The sequence below is a fragment of the Amorphus sp. MBR-141 genome, assembly GCF_053628695.1.
On sequence record NZ_JBRJGW010000031.1, the window covers coordinates 19,277 to 37,376 of the forward strand.

An 18,100-nucleotide genomic window follows, 5' to 3' on the forward strand; every position below is an offset into this window, starting at 1 on the left:
GGCCCCTCCCTGTTTCGGCCGCTCAGGCGGCGAGCGTTCCGTCGGCGATGAGCCGGTCGAGCGCGGCGACGACGTCGTCGGCGATCCGCTCGCGGCTCGCCTGGCTGCCGCCGCCGGCGATGTGGCTGGAGATGAGCACGTTCGGGCAGGTCCAGAGCGGATCGCCGGCGGGCAGGGGCTCCGGAGTGGTCACGTCGAGGCCGGCACCGGCGATCCGGCCGGACTGCAGCGCGGCGACCAGCGCGTCCTGGTCGACCACGCCGCCGCGCGCGACGTTGACGAGGATGGCGTCCGGGCGCATCGCGGCGAACTCGGCGGCGCCGAACAGATGCTCGGTCTCGGCCGTCTGGGGCATGGCGAGCACCACCACGCCGGCGCGGGGCAGGATCTCGCGCAGCCGGTCCGGGGTGACGATGTCGTCGGCGCCTGGATCGGGCGCGCCCGACCGGCGGACGCCGATGATCGCGGCGCCGAACGGCCGGAGCCGGGCGGCGATCTCGCGGCCGACATTGCCGAAGCCGACGATCGCCACGGTCATGCCCTCCAGGGTGGCGAGCCGCTGCATGACGCCGCGGTCCCAGCGCGCCTCGCGGGTGGAGGCGACCATCTCCGGCACCCGGCGCAGGAGCGCGAGGATGAGCGCCAAAGTGTGCTCGGCGACGGTGGGCGAGACGCCCAGGCCCGGCCGGGTGACGGGGACGCCGGCCGGCATGCCGGCGGCATCGAAGCCTTCCTGGCCGGCGGTGACGAAGTGGATCCACCTGACCGTTCCCGCCGCCGCGATCGCGGCGACGATGCGGCGCGCCTCCGCCTCCGGCGCATCGGCCAGCACCAGGCCCGCGGCGCCGGGAATGGCGGCGAGCAGGTCGTCGAGGCTCTCCACCACCGACAGGTCGACGTCGGTCCGGGCGCCGAGATGACCGGTGATGAGCTGGCGGGCGAGGGGGATGCGTGCCCAGTAGACGATCCGCATGTCGGTTCTCCTCATCTGCCGGTGCCGTTTCCATCGATCGGGCCGAAGCGCCTGGTCGAGGGGAAAAGACCCCGGATTCCATCTGTCGGGCAAGTCCCCGGCCGGCCGGACCAGCGGGTCTCAGCAGGACGTGCAGGGGCGACGTGTCCGGTCGGGCGCGCCGGGCGCGCTATTCGGCGGTCCAGCCGCCGTCGACGACCAGCGACGTGCCGGTGACCAGGGCGGACGCGTCGCCGGCCAGGTAGACCACGGCGCCCATGACGTCCTCCACCCTACCGATGCGGCCGAGCTTGATCTTGGCCAGCACGCTCGCCTTGAACCCGGCGTCTTCGAAGAACGGCCGGGTCATCGGGGTTTCGATGAAGGTGGGCGCGATCGCGTTGACCCGGATGCCGTGCGGCGCGAGGTCGATGGCGGCGGCCTTGGTGAAGCCCTCGATGCCGTGCTTGGTGGCGCAATAGAGGGTGCGGTTGGCGCCGCCCACGTGTCCCATCTGCGAGGAGACGTTGACGATGGAGCCGCGGCGCCCTTCGGCGATCATCTGCCGGGCAACGGACTGGGTGACGAAGATCGCCGCTTTCAGGTTGAGGCCGTCGATCGCGTCGTAGTCGTCCTCGGTGATCTCCGTCAGCGGCTTCGGCCGGTTGGTGCCGGCGTTGTTCACGAGCACGTCGAAGGCGGGCAGGGCGTCGAGCGCCGCGCGCGTTGCGGCGATGTCGGTGACGTCGAGAACGAGCGCCTCGGCCGATCCGCCTTCGGCGCGCAGTCGCTCGGCCGCGGCCTCGATCTCGCCCCGCGAGCGGGCGGCCAGCACGACGTGCGCGCCCGCCTGGGCGAGGGCCGCCGAGAACGCCAGTCCCAGCCCGCGTCCCGCTCCCGTCACCAGCGCCCGGCGTCCGTCGAGACGGAACGAGGGCGTGCGCGGCAGCCCGGACCCGGCGCCGTCGGTCATTCCGCCGCCCCGGCGTAGGGCACGTTCCTGCCCCCGTAGCGGCGCACCCGGACGTTGGCCTGCTCGGCGTGGCCGGCGAAGCCCTCCAGCATGCAGAGCCGCGAACACACTTCGCCGATGCGGGCGGAAGCCTCGTCGGTGAGCACCTTCTGGTAGGTGCAGGTCTTCATGAACTTGCCGACCCACAGGCCGCCGGTGTAGCGCGCCGCGCCGAGCGTCGGCAGGGTGTGGTTGGTGCCGATCACCTTGTCGCCATAGGCGACGTTGGTGCGGGGCCCGAGGAACAGGGCGCCGTAGTTGCGCATGCGGGCGAGGAAGACGTCCGGGTCGTGCGTCATCACCTGCACGTGCTCGGAGGCGATCCGGTCGGCCTCCGCCACCATCTCGTCGATCGTGTCGCAGACGATGACCTGGCCGTAGTCGTCCCAGGCCTTGCGGGCGATCTCGCGGGTCGGGAGGATGTCCAAGAGCCGCTCGACCTCGTCCATGGTGGCGCGGGCGAGGGGCTCGCTGCTGGTCAGCAGCACGGCCGGCGAATTGGGCCCGTGTTCGGCCTGGCCGAGCAGGTCGGTCGCGCAGATCTCGGCGTCGACGCTGTCGTCGGCGATGATCAGGGTTTCGGTTGGCCCGGCCAGGAGGTCGATGCCGACGCGGCCGAACAGCTGGCGCTTGGCTTCCGCCACGAAGGCGTTGCCGGGGCCGACGAGGAAGTCGACTGGATCGATCGTCTCGGTGCCGAGCGCCATCGCGGCGATCGCCTGGATCCCGCCGAGCAGGTAGATCTCGTCGGCGCCGGCCATGGCCATCGCCGCGACGACGGCCGGTGCCGGCTTGCCCTGGAACGGCGGTGTCATCGCCACCACCCGCTCGACGCCGGCCACCTTCGCCGTCAGCACGCCCATGTGGGCGGAGGCGACGAGCGGATACTTGCCGCCGGGCACGTAGCAGCCGACGCTCTGCATCGGGATGTTCTTGTGGCCGAGGATGACGCCGGGGAGGGTTTCCACCTCCACGTCCTGCAGCGCGCCCTTCTGGATCTCGGCGAAATTCCGGATCTGCGCCTGGGCGAACTTGAGGTCCTCCAGGTCGCGCGCCGGCACCGCGGCGATGCACGCCTCGATCTCCGCTTCGCTGAGGCGGAAATCCGCCGGCGACCAGTTGTCGAACTTCTCCGACAGCGCGCGGACCGCCGCGTCGCCGCGCTCGGCGATGTCGGCGAGGATGCCCTCGACCGTCGCCTTGGTGCGGGCCGCGTCGGCGGCGGAGGCCTCCGGCGTGCGGCCGGACTTGAGGACGCGGATCATCGGGCCGACCCCTCGCGCACGGAGCCCGGGGCGGTTGCGCCATCGGGCTGGGCTTCGTCCGGGATGTAGTTGCGCCAGTTTCCGGGAATGCGGGGCATCTGCATGAACGTCTTGTGCTGGTCGGCGGCCCGGCCGACGAGGTCGCGGGCGTCGAGGCCCTTCTCCTCGAGGAAGGCGGTGAGCTCGGCGAGCGCGCGTTCCAGGAGCTCGAAGCCGTAGACCATCACCGGCGAGGCGATTTCCACCGCGCTGGCGCCGGACAGCATCATCCGGGCGACGTCGCGCCCGGTCTGGGCACCGTTGATGCCGATCAGCGGCCTGTCCGGGCCGATGGCCTTGCGGGTCATTGCCAGCCAGTGGCAGGTGATCGGCAGGTTCCAGTAGCCGCCGATGCCGAGGCTGGTGCCGAACACCGGCTCCAGCGTCTCCAGATCCGGGATGAAGCCGAGCAGGCGCCCGGCCATGATGGTGGCGCTGCCGCCGGCGTCGAAGGCGGACCGGGCGAGGACGGGCACCCGTTCGCTCTGGCCCGTCGTCTTGACCCAGACCGGGATCGACACCGCGCCGGCGACCGCGGCGACCTGCTCGGCGAGCCGGTCGGGCGACAGCTCGGTCGCGACGTTGCCCTTCGCCGTCTGGCTGGCATAGGGCGTGCCGATGTTGAACTCCATGACGCGCAGGCCGGCGGCCTCGATCGCCTTCGCCATCGCCACCGCCGCGTCGAGCTGGCCGAGGATGACGCTGGGCACCACGTAGGCGTCCATCGCCTTCGCCTCGGCATCGAGGCGGACGGTCTGCTCCAGCCAGGGCTCGAATTCGAACGGCGACAGGCCCGACCGGCAGGCGACGGTTGCCGAGCGCGGCGCCGACGGGTCCCACGGCACGGGGTCCCAGTTCTCGTCGAGCAGGGTGTATTCCGCCCGCTCCATCTGGTCGCGGCTGGCCTCGACCTCGTTCACCGACTTGGTGACGACGGCGCCGACCCCGGTTTGAAGCGCCCGGCGCATGCCGGTCTCGTAGGTCAGGTGCTCGGCCGAGCCGGCGATGATGGGGTTCTTCAGCTCTATGTCGCCGATACGCGTCGACAGATCGATCGCCATTCCTGGGTCCGCCCTCGTGCTTGTTGGTCTTGTCGTCTCGTCTCAGGCCGCGCGCCGACCCCGGGGGCGGCGATGGCGATGCCGGCGGCCGTGGTCAGCTCATCCGGCCTGCGCCTTGCGGCTCCAGGGCACGATGCCCCGGCCGAGGTTGTGGGAGATCGCCTGCGCCATCTCGCGCGCGGCGTCGATGAGGTCCTGCGGCGGGTCGCGCGGCAGGAACTGGATCGAGCCGACGAGGGCGACCGCGGCGACGAATTCGTCGTGGAGGCCGAAAACGGGCGCCGCCAGCGCGTTGATGCCGAGCAGGGCCTCTTCGGGGGCCACCGCGTAGCCCTGTTCGGCGGCGGCGGCCACCTCCGCGCGCAGCTGTTCGGGATCGGTGATGGTGTAGGGGGTCAGCGGCGCGAGCTCCTCGCGCAGGATGCGCGGCAGCAGCGGCGAGGGGCCGAAGGCGAGCATGACCTTGCCCTGGGCGGAGGAATGGAAGGCGAGCTCGCTGCCGCGCCGGACGCCGATCTCGATCTTGTGGGAGGCGATCGAGGTGGACAGCACCAGCGCGCCGTGGGCCGTCGGCGTGGTCAGCACCGTGGTGATCGAGGTGGCGTCGCGGAACTCGCGCATCGGGCCGTCGGCGGCGCCGGCGAGATCGTTGAGGGGCGGCGCGAGGCGGCCGATGAGGGAGGCCTTCACGCCCAGATGGTAGCGCGCGCTGACCGGCTCCTGGGCGATGTAGCCGCGCGCCACCAGCCCCTGCAGGTGGCGGAAGATCGCGCCCTTCGACAGGCCGACCCGCGCCGCGATCTGCGTCACGCCGAGCGGCTCCTCCGCAAACGCGATCGTCTCGAGAACGAGCAGCGTCGTCTGCGCCGCGCGCACGCCCTGCTCACCCGGTTCGTCTCCCATGAGGCTGCAACCCTTACTGTTCTCGGTGACGGTACGAGGTTTCGAAAATTCCGTCAACGCCATCCCGGCGCGGCGGAGGTCCACGAGCCCTACCCGGATGAAATCCGCCGGATTCGGCGCTTTGGCTGAGGAAGATGCCGCACTGCGGGAGAGCCTCGCGGCAGCGCCCGCTCAGCGGATTGACAGGTTCGTGAAGGCTCCATACCTTATTTGAAAACAAGGTTCTCGACAATGGAACGCGAAGACCAAAACGCAAAGGGAGGGTGCCCATCATGAAAGTCCTGTTGAAGACCGCACTTGTCTGCGGGGCGGTGGCCGTCGCGCTGACGTCGGCCCAGGCCGCGGACGTCACGCTCCGGCTGGGGCTGTCGTCGTTCAAGCCGCATCCGTTCAACGATGCCGCCGATCGCTTCGCCGCGAAGGTCGACGAGCTGTCGAACGGTTCGATCGACATCCAGATCTTTCCCGACCGGCAGCTCGGCGGCGTGAAGGAGCTGACCGAGGGCGTGCGCTTCGGCACCGTCGACATGACGATCAACTCGTCGTCGGCGATGGCCGACCAGATCCCCGGCGTCAACGCGCTGCAGTTCCCGTTCCTGGTGGACGGCTATTCCGAGTTCGCCGACCTGGTGGTGACGCCGGAAGCGCAGGCGCTCTACGAGGGCCTCGGCAAGAGCGGCGCGATCGCGCTGACCATCTACGAAGGCGGCCAGCGCCACTTCCTCACCGTCGACAAGCCGGTCACCTCCATGGACGGCTTCAAGGGCCTGAAGACCCGCGTCGCGCCGGTCCGCCTGCATCTCGACGTCTTCAAGGCGCTGGGCACCAACCCGACCCCGATGGCCTACGGCGAGGTCTACACCGGCCTGGAGACCCACGCGCTCGACGCGGTGGAGACGAACATCTCGTCGATCGCGGCGGAGAAATATTCCGAAGTCGCCAAGCAGGTGCTGCTCACCGGCCACTATTTCTGGCCGGGCCTGCTGATGATCAACAAGGCCAAGTACGACAGCCTGACGCCGGAGCAGCAGCAGATCCTGCACACGGCGGCGCTGGAAACGGTGAAGCCGCAGATCCAGGCACTCGATGCGTACGACAAGGACCTGATGAAGAAGCTCGAGGACGAATCCGGCGTCACCTTCGTCGAGCCGACGCCGGAGATGCGCCAGCAGATGATCGAGGCCGTGCAGCCGGTCTACGACGCCTACATGGACTCCGATCCCACCATCGCGCCGTTCGTGGCGAAGGCGAAGGCAATCGGCCAGAAGGCCGACTGAGCCGCCCGATCTCCGGGCGCGCCGGCCGGTTCGGCGCGCCTGCCCCTTTCCGATTTCCCTCCGCCGCCGATCGGCCGCCCGTCCGGGCGACCGCTCCGCGGCTCGTCCCGGAGATGGCCCGATGGGCACGGCGAAGCGCATTGCCGCCCTCTACATCGCGCTGATGGAAGCGCTCGGGATCCTCGTCATCGCGGGAATCTCGGTGCTGGCGATCCTGCAGGTGTTCTTCCGCTACGTGGTCGGCGCGTCGCTGTTCTGGTCGGAAGAGCTGATGCTTTTCATGATGGCCTGGAGCGCCTTCGCGCTCGCCGGCCTCGCCTACTCCAGGGGCGAGATGCTCGGACTGACCCTGGTCGTGGACGCGCTTCCGCACTGGCCCCGGCTGATCGCCACCAGCCTCGTGCGGGTGGTCATCATCGGCTTCCTGCTGGTCGTCGCCTGGTACGGCTTCGACTTCGCCTGGCGCACCCGCTTCGACTACGCCACCGCGCTGCGCGTGCCGATGGTCTGGATCCACATGTGCGTACCCGTCGGATGCATCCTGATGGCGCTCCACGTGGTCGCGTCCTTCTTCGTCGGCGAGGGCGATGCCCCCGACGAAGGCACCAATGAGGGCATGATTTGACCGCGCTTCTCATCACCTTCCTGGTGCTCCTCATCCTCGGAGCGCCGATCGTCTTCGTCATCGGCGTGTCGATGTTCGCCTACTTCGTGGCGACCGGGCAGTTCCACTTCCTGCTGGTGCTGCCCCAGCGCATGTTCGCCGGCACCGACCAGTTTGTGCTGCTGGCGATCCCGCTGTTCATCCTCGCCGGCAACCTGATGGAAGTCGGCGGGCTGACCACCCGGCTGCTCAACTTCGCCAACGTGCTCGTCGGCCGCTTCCGGGGCGGCGTCTCGCTGACCGCGATCTGGTCGAGCCTGCTGTTCGGCGGCGTCAGCGGGTCGGCGGCGGCGGACGCGGCGGCGCTGGGCTCGGTGCTCATCCCCGAGATGAAGCGCCAGGGCTACCAGACCAGCTACGCCGCCGCCCTGATGAGCATGAGCTCGATCATGGCGCCTCTGATCCCGCCGTCGATCGCGATGGTGATCTTCGGGGCGCTGTCGAGCACGTCGATCGCCCGGCTGTTCGTCGGCGGCATCGTGCCGGGCTTCCTGCTGGCGATCGGGTTGACGGCGTACGCCTCGTGGATCGCCCACCGGCGCAACTATCCGCGCTTTCCCGCTCCCACGCTCGGTGCCTTCGTCAAGGCGTCCATCCAGGTGCTGCCCGTCCTGGTGCTGCCGCTGATCATCGTCGTCGGCATCCGGGGCGGCGTCTTCACGCCGACCGAGGCGGCGGCGGTGGCGGTGATGTACGCGCTGCTCGCGGCGGGCATCTTCTACCGCGATCTCGGCTGGCGGCATTTGCGCAAGGCGCTGCTGAACACGGCGGTGCTGTCGTCGGCCATCTTCATGCTGGTGGCGATGGCCAACATCGCCTCCTTCATCTTCGCGATGGAGCGGGTGCCGCAGCAGGTGGTCGCCGGACTGTTCGCCATCAGCGAGAACCCGATCGTCGTCATCATCCTGGTCAACATCGTGCTGTTGTTCCTGGGCATGGTGCTCGATGCCGCGGCGATCCTCATCCTGACGGTGCCGGCGCTCGTCGGCATCGGCCAGGTGCTGGGCATGGACCCCGTCCATCTCGGCGTGATGGTCGTCTTCAACGTGCTCATCGGCTTCGTCACGCCACCGGTCGGCCTGTGCCTGTTCATCGTGTCGAGCATCGCCAAGATCGGCGTCGACAAGGTGTCGATCCAGGCGCTGCCAATGCTGCTGATCGCCGTTGCGGTGCTGATGCTGATCACCTTCGTTCCGGAAATCGTCCTGTTCCTGCCGAACCTCATCGTCGAGTAGGGCGGGACGGCCGGACCACGCGCGCCGTGGTTCGCTGTGCAGTTGGGAGTTGCGCCATGTCTGAGACCGAACCTGCCGTCGCCGCCGATCGCGAGGCCCTGATCACCGAGCTGATGAAAGGTGCCGTCGATCTGCACTGCCACAGCGGTCCGTCGGTCATGCCGCGCGGCATCGACCATCTGGAGGCGATGCGGGAGGCGTCCGAAGCCGGCCTGAAGGCCGTGCTGGTCAAGGATCACTTCTATTCCGCGACGCCGGTCACCGAACTCCTCAACAAGCAGTTCGGCCATCTCGGCGTGCAGATGCTGTCCGGCGTGCCGCTCAACAATACGACCGGCGACTTCAATGCCCACGCCGTCGACCACGGCATCAAGCTCGGCGCCCGCCTGGTGTGGATGCCGACGTTCTCCTCCGCCAACCACATCCGCCATCACCACGGCGACGACCACTTCGACACGAAGTTTCCGCAGACGGTGCAGGACGTTCTCGCCCCGCGGCCGCTGACGGTGCTCGACGAGGCGGGCGAAGTGAAGGACGAGGTGAAGGTCATCCTCGACATGATCGCCGCCTACGACCTGGTGCTGTCGGGCGGCCACCTGCACGTCTCGGAGATCCTGAAGCTCTTCGAGGTGGCCAAGGCGCACGGCGTGAAGCGGCTGCTCGTCAATCACCCGACCTTCGTCGTCGACGCGACGATGGCGGATATCGCCACGCTCGCCGGCATGGGCGCCTACATCGAGCACTCGGTCTGCATGTGGGCGCCGGGGTCGTTCTTCCTGTTCTACGAGCCGGAGCTGCTCGACCAGCTGATCCAGGCGGCGGGGGTCGACAAGACCATCCTCGGCTCCGACCTCGGCCAGGAAGGCAACCCGAGCCCGGTGGCCGGATTCCGGTCGGTGATCGGCATCTGCCTCGACCTCGGCTACAGCCCCGAGGATGTCCGCAAGATGATCGCCACGAACCCCTGTGCGCTGGCCGGGATCGTCTGACCCGATGGGGTGGGCGGATCGGCGCGGCCTTTGAGATGGAACCGGAGATGACGGGAAGCGCCGCGCCACCACCGGGACCGGACGAGCAACGCGCCGCCGCGATCGTCTATCACCGGTTCGGCGGCCCGGAGGTTCTCGAAGCGGCGATGATCCCCATTCCCGCGCCGGCGCGCGGCGAGGTGCTGCTGCGTCACACCGCCATCAGCGTCAACTTCTCCGACGTGAACGCGCGCCGCGGCGGCTTCTATCGCAGCGGCCCGGGCGCGATGCCGGTCATTCCGGGCAACGAGGCCGTGGGCGAGGTCGTCGCGCTCGGCGCCGGGGTGGACGGGGTCCGCCCCGGCGACAAGGTCGCCTATGTCGGGATGGGCGGCGCCTTCTTCGCCGATACCGGCGCCTACGCGTGCTATCGCGCCGTGCCGGCTGGCCGGCTGATTCCGCTGCCGGCCGGGCTGAGCGACGTCGACGTGGCCGCCATCCTCATGAAGGGCCTCACGGCGTCGTCGGCAATCCACCGCTTTCATCGGCCCGCTGCGGGCGAAACCGTCCTCGTCCATGCGGCCGCAAGCGGCGTCGGGCTCATCCTGTGCCAGTGGGCGCAGCAGTGCGGTGCCCGGGTGCTGGGCACCGTCGGCACGCCGGAGAAGGCCCGGATCGCGGCGGCGCACGGCTGCGACGAGACGATCCTCTACCGCGAGACCGACTTCGTCGCCGAAGTGCGCCGTCTCTGCCCGGGCGGCGTCGCGGCGGTCTATGACGGGGTCGGCAAGGACACCGTCCTCGGCTCGCTGGACTGCCTGAGGCCGTTCGGCAAGCTGGTGAGCTACGGCAACGCCTCGGGGCCGCCGCCGGCGGTGGACCTGCTGGCCCTCGCCGCGAAGGGCTCGCTTTCGGTGGGGCGGCTGGCGATGGGCGATCACATCCGCGCACCCGAGGACTATCAGGGCATGGCGTCGGAACTGCTGGGGCTGTGCCTCCGGGGCGTGATCCGGCCCCATGTCGACGCGGTGATGCCGCTCTCCGCGGCGGCCGACGCCCACCGGCGCCTGGAAAGCGGCGCGCACGCCGGCGCGATCGTGCTGGTGCCGTAGGGTCGTTTCCGAACCGGTCGACCGGCCCCGGCGAGACGCCTCGCGACCGTCAGCGGCCTTCCGGGCCCCTCCCGGCAAGGACGTTGTCCCGTGATCGGGCGATGCGCGACTTGCGGGTCGCCGATTGCTTGGCCTGGGCATACTTCAGGATGTGGGCCCGCTTCCGCCCGGGCGTCAGCCGCTCGAAGGCCGACCGGAACTCCGGATCGGCCTCGAAGTGTTCCAGAAGCTCTTCCGGGTGCGCGATGTCGGCCTTTTCATCGAACGAGATCTTGAGCCCGTCGCTTTCGATCTGGATCGCCTGCTCGATGTGCGCCCGGATCGTCTGCTCGCTGTCGACGATCGACTGAAGGTCGGTGAAGCGAAGCTGACGCATGGCTTGCGAGTGGTCGCCCGGCGCGACCAGGAGACCGGCATCGTCGGGCATCAATGCGCCCTTGAAGAAGCCGAGCGCGCAATAGTGCTTGAGGCCGTAGATGATCGCCACGTTCGCGCCGTCGCGCTGATAGCAGAGCTTTCCCCATTTGACCGCCTCCTGGAGCCCGCCCTCAAGGGCGAGCGACCTCAGCATGCGACGTTCCTGCTGCCAGTTCGGCTGATCGATCAACTCCTGCACCGACGGCTGCGCCTTGCTCATTCCGGATCTCCCCTGCGCGTCTTTCCGTGCCGGCGGCGGCGGCGTGATCGCCGCCGCCTCATGCGGAGCGGGCGATCCGCCCGGCATGCCTCCCTCCGACCGCGGTGATCCGACCGGACAAGGAATGGCTCCAAGGTTTGAAGCTGGAGCCAATTCCCGTCAATCCGATGTCCCGGTCTTGAGAGGAGGGCGTCAGATCAAGCGGACTGACATCCCGCCGTCGGCGATCGTGGGGCTCCCCGTCATGAACGACGACCGGTCGCTCAGCAGGAAGAGTGCCGCCTGCGCGATCTCTCCGGGGGTGGCCATCCGCTTCATCGGGTGCAGCCCGGAGATGAAGTCCAGCACGTCGGGATTTCCTTCCCCGCCGGCTGGCGTCACCGTCCCCCCGGGCAGAAGGGCGTTGATGCGAATCCCCTCCGCCGCATGGTCGGACGCAAGGGATTGCATGAGCCCGATCAACCCGGCCTTGGTTGCGGCATACGCAGCCATCCCGGGCAATCCACCGTTGCTGACGCCGACGAAGGACGAGGTGAACAGGATGGCTCCGCGCCCCTGCCGACGGAGCGCGGGAATCTGCGCCTTGGCGCCGAGAAAGGCGGAGGTGAGGTTCGACGCAACGACGTCGTTCCAGTTCTCGATGCTCATCTCGGGCACCGATACCATCTCTCCGACGATGCCGGCATTGTTGAAGGCGCCGTCCAGTTTCCCGAATGCCTGAACGGCGTGTTCGACCAGCGCTTCGCAGTAGGCCTGGTCCCGCACATCGCCGGCCAGGCAGGTCGCCCGTCCACCGCTCGCGATGATACCGTCGACGACGGCCTCCAGTTCGACGGAGCGGCGCGCACCGAGCACGACTTCGGCGCCTTCCGAGGCGAACAGTGCGGCGGCGGAGGCGCCAATCCCGCTGCTCGCCCCCGTGATGATGATCGTCTTGTCTGCCAGTTCCATGGCGTGTCTCCCGAGGTCCAAGATGGGCGGACCTGACCATCAGGAGCAGGACGTCGCGACCCGATTTCGCACGCGGTGCAGCACCTCCCCGGACGAGCTCGAGCGCTGCGCCGCCGGCGGGTGCGCGGATGCCCCGGGGGTCAGAGGGTGCGGACGAGACGGAGCGCGTCGTAGACGGCGGCATGGGTGTTGCGCGCCGCCACGGCGTCGCCGATGCGGAACAGCTGGTAGCGCCCGTCCGGATTGCGGGCGGCAGTCTGGGGCCGGCCGGCGATCAACGCCTCGTAGTCGACCTCGCCGAGGTTTTGGGCGCCGTCCTTCAGGTCGAAATAGAGATCGTCCAGCGGCCGCGTGCTGTGGTTGACGATCACCTGGTCGACCCGGCGCTCGCGGGTGAAGGCGCCGTAGTCGCTGCCGAGCGTGGCGACGAGCCCATTGCCGTCGCGGCGCACCGCATCCACCCGCCAGCTCGGCGTGAAGGTGACGTCCAGGGCCTGCAGGATGCGCAGGGAAGGGGTCAGCGACATCGCCATGACTTCCGGGACGATGGCCCGGTCCCGCGTGACGATCTCGACCCTGGCCCCGGTGGCGGCGATCGTCTCGGCCGCCTGCAGGGCTGGATAGTCGCCGGCATCGTCGTAGATGAGCACGTTCTCGCCGGGCGCCGCGTCCCCCGACAGGATGTCCCAGGCGGAGACGGCCAGCGCGTTGCCCTCCTTCAGCACGTCGGTGTGGGGCAGGCCGCCGGTCGCCACGACGATCACGTCCGGCGCGCCGGCCAGCACGAGCGCCTCGTCGGCCAGCGTGTTGAAGTGGAACCGCACCCCCGCCCGCGTGCACTCGGCCATGCGCCAGTCGATGATCTGCATCATCTCGCGGCGGCGCGCGGTCCGGGCGGTCAGGCGGATCTGGCCGCCCGGGTCGCTGGCGGCCTCGTAGACGGTCACCTCGTGGCCGCGGGCCGCCGCCACCCGCGCCGCCTCCAGCCCGGCCGGCCCGGTGCCGACGACGACGATGCGGCGCGGCGTGCCGGCGCGGTCGATCTGATGCGGCTGTTCGAGCTCGCGGCCGGTGGAGGGATTGTGGAGGCAGAGCGCCATGCCGCCCTGGTAGATCCGGTCGAGGCAGTAGTTGGCGCCGACGCAGGGGCGGATGCGGTCCTCCTCGCCGCGCAGGATCTTCGCGACGATGTGCGGATCGGCCATGTGGGCACGCGTCATGCCGACGAGGTCGAGCTTGCCTGACGCGATGGCGTGGCGCGCGGTGGCGACGTCCTGGATCTTGGCGGCATGGAAGGTGGGGAACTGCGTCGCGGCGCGCACGTCGCCGGCGAAGTCGAGGTGCGGCGCCGACGCCATGCCCTGGACGGGGATGACGTCGGTCAGCCCGGCATCGGTGTCGATGTGGCCCCTCACGACGTTCAGGAAGTCGACGAGCCCGCTGTCCTTGAGCCGGCGGGAGATTTCCAGACCGTCCTGCCGGGTCAGCCCGCCGGCGAGCTGCTCGTCGCCGGTGTAGCGGACGCCGACGATGAAGTCGGGGCCGCACCGCTGCCGGATCGCCGCCAGCACCTCGAAGGTGAAGCGCAGGCGGTCGTCCAGAGCGGGGCCGCCGTAGGGAGGGGCGAGCTCGTTGGTCAAAGGCGACCAGAACTGGTCCATCAGGTGGCCGTAGGCCTGGATCTCGATGCCGTCGAGACCGGCGGCGCGCATCCGCTCCGCCGCGTCGGCGTAGTCGCCGACGAGCCGGGCGATGTCCCAGTCCTCGACCTTCTTGGGGAACGCCCGGTGGGCGGGCTCGCGCTCGTGGCCGGCCGAGACGACGGGCAGCCAGTCGGCCTTGTCCCACCGGGTCCGGCGCCCGAGGTGGGTCAGCTGGATCATCACCGCGCAGCCGTGGTCGTGGCAGGCGTCGGCGAGCTGGCGCATCCAGCCGACGACCTCGTCCTTCCAGGCGAGGATGTTGTTGAACACCGGCGGGCTGTCGCGCGCCACCGCCGCCGACCCCGCCGTCATCGTCAGGCCGACGCCCGCCCGGGCCCGCTCGACGTGGTAGGCGCGGTAGCGCTCCTTCGGCATCCCGTCCTCCGGATAGGCGGGCTCGTGGGAGGAGATCATCAGCCGGTTCTTCAGCGTCAGATGCTTGAGCGTGTAGGGCTGAAACAGCGGATCATGCGACATGAGGTGTTCCATGGTGCGGGCGGATCAGGCGTCGATCGTCACGCGGCCGATCGGATTGGAGCAGCAGGCGAGCACGTAGCCGGCCGCGACGTCCTCGTCGGTGATGCCGCCGTTGTGGACCATGTGGACCTGGCCGGAGAGCTTCTTCACCTTGCAGGTGCCGCAGACCCCGAAGGTGCATCCCGACGGCAGCACGAGCCCGGCGGAGCGGGCGGCGGCGAGCAGCGTGTCGGTCTCGGTGCACCGGGCCGTCAAACCGGAGGCGGCGAACGCCACCTCGGCCGAGGCGCCCTCGTCGGGGGTGACGTCGTCCGGCCGCGCCCCGGTCTGCGGCAGCGGCGCGTGGAAGCTCTCCTGGTGATAGCGGTCCATGTCGTAGCCGAGACCCGACAGGGCCTCGCGCACGGCCTGCATGAACGGCTCGGGGCCGCAGCAGAACACCTCGCGCTCCAGATAGTCGGGCGCCATCAGGCCCAGCATGAGCTGGTTGAAGACCCCCCGGTATCCGGTCCAGGGGCGATAGGGATCGGTGCCTTCGACGACCCAGGCCAGCGCGATGCCGGTGCTGCGCGAGGCCATGTGCTCGAGCCGTTCGCGAAAGATGATCTCGGAGGGGCGGCGGGCGCAGTTGACGAAGACGATGTCCGGGTCGTGGCCGGCGTCGAACATGTGGGTGGCCATCGACATCATCGGCGTGATGCCGGAGCCGGCGGAGATGAACAGGTGCTTGCGCGCGGCGACGTTGAGATAGGAGAAGCTGCCGCCGGGGCCGGTCGTCTTCAGCCGCATGCCGGGGCGCAGGGCGTCGAGCATCCAGCGGGTGGCGCGCGACTGCGCCCGGGCCTTGACGGTGATCGTCAGCGACGTCGGCCGCGACGGCGACGAGGAGATCGTGAAGGTCCGGTGCAGCGGGCCGCCGGGAACCGGCAGCTCCAGCGTCAGGAACTGGCCCGGCACGAAGCTGAAGAGCGATCCCGAGGGCGCCCGGAAGGTGAACGTCACCACGTCCGGCGCCTCCGGCAGGAAGGACACGCACTCGAGCGGCTCGCGGTCCGTCCAGAACGCCAGCGTCGGCGCGGCGTGGGCGTTCATCGCCGTCACTCGGCCGCGACGGCGCAGGGCGCGCGCGCGTGGGCCAGGCGGGCGGCGTACCAGTCGACGAACTGCGCCACACCCGATTCCTGCACCGGGCTGTAGGGGCCGGGCCGGTAGGCCGGCGAGTTGATGCCCTGCTGGTTCGCCTCGACGATCTCGCGGTCCTCGTCGTTGGTGTCGAGCCACACCTCCGTCAGCCGCGACAGGTCGTAGTCGACGCCCTCCACCGCATCGCGGTCGACGAGCCAGGTGGTGGTCACCTCGGTCTCCTGCGGGCCGATCGGGGTGACGCGGAAGGTCAGCGCGTGGTCGGGCAGGAAATGGTTCCAGGTGGACGGATAGTGGAACATCAGCAGCGAACCGGCATCGGCAAGGCCCACCCGCCCGAGCGGACGGGCGACGGCGGCCCTGCCGTCGAGGGTGTAGCTGACCGCAGTCTCCTGCAGCGGCATGCGCGCCAGCCGGAACTGTCCGGCCGGACCGGCCAGCCGGAACCGCGCCGGCGCACCCGCCGCTTCGCAGCGGTCGAAATGGGCCTGCAGCCGCGGCGAGATCGAGCCGTCGGCCGAGACGCCGGCGATTTCCGGGTCGAGGGAGAACGACCGGCAGAGCGACGGATGGGTGCCGCCGCAATGATAGCACTCGCGGTTGTTCTCCCAGACGAGCTTCCAGTTCGCCCGCTCCACGATGGTGGAGACGTGGGCGACCTTGGCCCGCTCCAGCCCGTGCACTTCCAGGTAGGGGCCGGCAATCTGCGCGAACTCGTCGAAGTCGGGGGCCGCGTCGGCGAGGCAGACGTAGACGAGGCCGCACAGCACGCGCACGTGCACCGGACGGAGCGCGTGGCGGGAGGGGTCGAAGTCCGCGCCCATGTCGCGCGCCCAGAGGAGGCGGCCGTCGAGCTCGTAGGTCCATTGGTGGTAGGGGCAGACGAGCTTGGCGACCTGGCCGTCGCGGGCCTTGCAGAGGATCGAACCGCGGTGGCGGCAGCTGTTGTGGAAGGCGCGGATCGCGCCGTCGGTTCCCGTCACCACGACGATGTCGCAGGCGCCGATCCGGAGCCGCGCGTAGGCGCCCGGCCGGCCGAGCTGGCAGGCCGGAACGGCGTAGAGCCATTCGCGGTAGAAGATCTGCTCCAGGTCCTCCGCATAGATCTCCGGATCACCATAGAACGGCTGCTCAAGCCCATGGCCCGGCTGCCGGCGGGCGAGGAGATCGCTGAGATCGGGGCGCATCGAGGGGGCTCTCATCACGGGTCGAACCGGCTACATTGGAATTACTAGGACTCAATCGTGCCGGCGGAGAAGCGCAGTTGACAACGGCAGAAATTTTCAAGTTGAGTTAGCTCAGTTCACGTATTCTGTTTCCGACGGCGATTGGACGAGGTGCGACATCGTGGCGGCCCCCTACGATCTTCCGTCGATGACGGCGCTGGTCTGCTTCGAGGCGGCGGCGCGGCATCAGAGCTTCAAGTCGGCTGCCTCGGAGCTCAACGTGACGCCGGCCGCGGTCAGCCACCAGATCAAGGCGCTGGAGACGGAGCTGGCGCGGCCGCTGTTCCGGCGGCACCATCGCGGCGTGGAGCTGACGGAGGTGGGCGCATTTCTGTTCGTCGCGCTGCGGCGGGGCTTCGAGGGGATGTCGGAGGCGGTGCTCGACATCCGCGGCCGCGCCGACCGGGAAGACGTGGTGGTGCAGGCGACGACCGCGGTCAGCTCGTTCTGGCTGACCCCGCAGATCGCCGCGTTCTGGAAGAGCCATCCCGGCGTCGTCGTCTCGCAGATCGTCAGCGACATCGACACCGTGCGGGCCGGGGCGGACCTCAGCATCCACTACGGCCCCGTGCCCGACGACGGCGGCGAGTACCGGCTGCTGTTCCGCGACCGCATCATGGCGCTCGGGTCGCCGGCCTATGCGGCCCAGCACCGGATCCGCACCACCGCGGACCTGCTGGCGGCGCCGCTGATCCATCTGACCACCGACGAGACCCGCTGGACGGGATGGGGCGACTGGTTCGCCGACCTCGGCCACGGCCCCCCGACAGGCCGGCGCTCCGCCGTCAACAACTACATGATCGCCCTGCAGCTGGCGCAGGACGACGTCGGCGCGGTGCTCGGCTGGGACGGACTGGTGCGGCCGCTGCTGGACAACGGCCGGCTGATCGAGCTCGTGCCCGACCGGGTCGTCTCCCCGCACCCCTTCTTCCTGAAGGTGCACCCGCGCGCCTCGGCCGAGGCGCGGACGTTCTGCGACTGGCTCGGCGCCGCGCAGATCCCGCCGCCTCCATCAGGCTGAGAGGCGGCCATCGGCGATCGGCGGCGACGGCACCCCGACACACCGCCGCGGCCCGGCCGCAGGCGGAGCGTGGCGATGTCGAGCTTCGGCCTTCCGGTTCGGCGAGGTCGCGAGCCTCAAAGGGTTCCCGCCTTTGGATGGCAGTCGTTCAAACGCGGTCTCCGCTGCTTGATGGCGCGCGGCGAGCATCCGAATCTTTCCCGAAACGCGACGGAAAGGTAAGGGGGCGTGTATCCCACGCGCTGCGCGACGGAGGCAACCGACAGATCTCCGCGCTCGAGCAGGCTGTAGGCCGTCTCGAGTTTCTTTTGCTTTATGTATTCAGAGAGTGTCGTCTCGTGCACGTGCTTGAATCCGTCAGAGCGCGTTTGAGAAGGATTCCCAAGGCGTCTGTTGCGTGATTCATAGGGGGTCGGATCAACGAGACAGGCCGACGCTCCATGCCCCGGAAGAA

Annotated in this window: 17 protein-coding genes; 6 read left to right on the plus strand and 11 right to left on the minus strand. The window is 69.4% G+C overall.

The window, feature by feature from the left end; all coding sequences use genetic code 11:
• Positions 1-22 precede the first annotated feature (22 nt).
• From ACSSVZ_RS25325 to ACSSVZ_RS25345, 5 genes are all read right to left on the minus strand, one after another.
• The gene (locus tag ACSSVZ_RS25325; protein ID WP_453973585.1) at positions 23-973 is read right to left on the minus strand and encodes a D-2-hydroxyacid dehydrogenase; all 951 of its coding nucleotides are present in this window, start codon (positions 971-973) and stop codon (positions 23-25) included.
• 169 nt (positions 974-1,142) lie between these two features.
• On the minus strand, positions 1,143-1,925 hold the full coding sequence (locus ACSSVZ_RS25330; protein WP_453973587.1) for an SDR family NAD(P)-dependent oxidoreductase: 783 nt from the start codon (positions 1,923-1,925) through the stop codon (positions 1,143-1,145).
• Positions 1,922-3,229, minus strand: a complete 1,308-nt coding sequence (gene hisD / locus ACSSVZ_RS25335) for a histidinol dehydrogenase (RefSeq protein WP_453973589.1) — start codon at positions 3,227-3,229, stop codon at positions 1,922-1,924. The genes ACSSVZ_RS25330 and hisD overlap by 4 nt, the downstream gene beginning before the upstream one ends.
• Positions 3,226-4,329: a hypothetical protein gene (locus ACSSVZ_RS25340; RefSeq protein WP_453973591.1), complete on the minus strand. Its 1,104-nt coding sequence runs from the start codon at positions 4,327-4,329 to the stop codon at positions 3,226-3,228. Before ACSSVZ_RS25340 ends, hisD begins: the two co-directional genes overlap by 4 nt.
• Before the next feature lie 99 nt (positions 4,330-4,428).
• Positions 4,429-5,232: an IclR family transcriptional regulator gene (locus ACSSVZ_RS25345; RefSeq protein WP_453973593.1), complete on the minus strand. Its 804-nt coding sequence runs from the start codon at positions 5,230-5,232 to the stop codon at positions 4,429-4,431.
• Between the two features lie 272 nt (positions 5,233-5,504).
• On the opposite strand from ACSSVZ_RS25345, the gene ACSSVZ_RS25350 reads away from it, so the two are divergent.
• The 5 genes from ACSSVZ_RS25350 to ACSSVZ_RS25370 all read left to right on the plus strand — a co-directional run bounded on the left by ACSSVZ_RS25350 (position 5,505) and on the right by ACSSVZ_RS25370 (position 10,488).
• Positions 5,505-6,509, plus strand: a complete 1,005-nt coding sequence (locus ACSSVZ_RS25350) for a TRAP transporter substrate-binding protein (protein WP_453973595.1) — start codon at positions 5,505-5,507, stop codon at positions 6,507-6,509.
• A gap of 121 nt (positions 6,510-6,630) precedes the next feature.
• The gene (locus ACSSVZ_RS25355) at positions 6,631-7,134 is read left to right on the plus strand and encodes a TRAP transporter small permease (protein ID WP_453973597.1); all 504 of its coding nucleotides are present in this window, start codon (positions 6,631-6,633) and stop codon (positions 7,132-7,134) included.
• Positions 7,131-8,408 carry a TRAP transporter large permease gene (locus ACSSVZ_RS25360; protein ID WP_453973599.1) on the plus strand — a complete coding sequence of 426 codons (1,278 nt, stop codon included), beginning with the start codon at positions 7,131-7,133 and terminating at the stop codon, positions 8,406-8,408. The genes ACSSVZ_RS25355 and ACSSVZ_RS25360 overlap by 4 nt, the downstream gene beginning before the upstream one ends.
• Positions 8,409-8,464: 56 nt before the next feature.
• A complete protein-coding gene (locus ACSSVZ_RS25365) occupies positions 8,465-9,397 on the plus strand; it encodes a DUF6282 family protein (RefSeq protein WP_453973601.1) in 933 nt (310 codons plus the stop codon).
• Positions 9,398-9,444: 47 nt separating this feature from the next.
• Positions 9,445-10,488, plus strand: coding sequence for a quinone oxidoreductase family protein (locus ACSSVZ_RS25370; protein ID WP_453973603.1), 1,044 nt, complete (start codon positions 9,445-9,447; stop codon positions 10,486-10,488).
• Positions 10,489-10,537: 49 nt separating this feature from the next.
• Here ACSSVZ_RS25370 and ACSSVZ_RS25375 read toward each other — a convergent pair whose 3' ends face one another.
• The 5 genes from ACSSVZ_RS25375 to ACSSVZ_RS25395 all read right to left on the minus strand — a co-directional run bounded on the left by ACSSVZ_RS25375 (position 10,538) and on the right by ACSSVZ_RS25395 (position 16,586).
• The gene (locus tag ACSSVZ_RS25375) at positions 10,538-11,125 is read right to left on the minus strand and encodes a YdeI/OmpD-associated family protein (protein ID WP_453973605.1); all 588 of its coding nucleotides are present in this window, start codon (positions 11,123-11,125) and stop codon (positions 10,538-10,540) included.
• A gap of 192 nt (positions 11,126-11,317) precedes the next feature.
• Positions 11,318-12,076 (minus strand): SDR family oxidoreductase, encoded by a 759-nt coding sequence (locus ACSSVZ_RS25380; RefSeq protein ID WP_453973607.1) that lies wholly within the window; start codon positions 12,074-12,076, stop codon positions 11,318-11,320.
• A 140-nt stretch (positions 12,077-12,216) separates the two neighbouring features.
• A complete protein-coding gene (locus ACSSVZ_RS25385; protein WP_453973609.1) occupies positions 12,217-14,256 on the minus strand; it encodes an oxidoreductase in 2,040 nt (679 codons plus the stop codon).
• A gap of 24 nt (positions 14,257-14,280) precedes the next feature.
• Positions 14,281-15,348: a 2Fe-2S iron-sulfur cluster-binding protein gene (locus ACSSVZ_RS25390; protein ID WP_453973611.1), complete on the minus strand. Its 1,068-nt coding sequence runs from the start codon at positions 15,346-15,348 to the stop codon at positions 14,281-14,283.
• A 5-nt stretch (positions 15,349-15,353) separates the two neighbouring features.
• Positions 15,354-16,586, minus strand: a complete 1,233-nt coding sequence (locus ACSSVZ_RS25395) for an aromatic ring-hydroxylating oxygenase subunit alpha (RefSeq protein ID WP_453973613.1) — start codon at positions 16,584-16,586, stop codon at positions 15,354-15,356.
• Positions 16,587-16,746: 160 nt separating this feature from the next.
• Between ACSSVZ_RS25395 and ACSSVZ_RS25400 the strand changes: the two genes are divergently transcribed.
• Entirely contained in the window at positions 16,747-17,646 is a 900-nt protein-coding gene (locus ACSSVZ_RS25400) for a LysR substrate-binding domain-containing protein (RefSeq protein WP_453973615.1), read from the plus strand.
• A gap of 116 nt (positions 17,647-17,762) precedes the next feature.
• Here ACSSVZ_RS25400 and ACSSVZ_RS25405 read toward each other — a convergent pair.
• A partial coding sequence (locus tag ACSSVZ_RS25405) for a helix-turn-helix domain-containing protein (protein ID WP_453973617.1) occupies positions 17,763-18,100 on the minus strand: 338 nt, incomplete at its 5' end.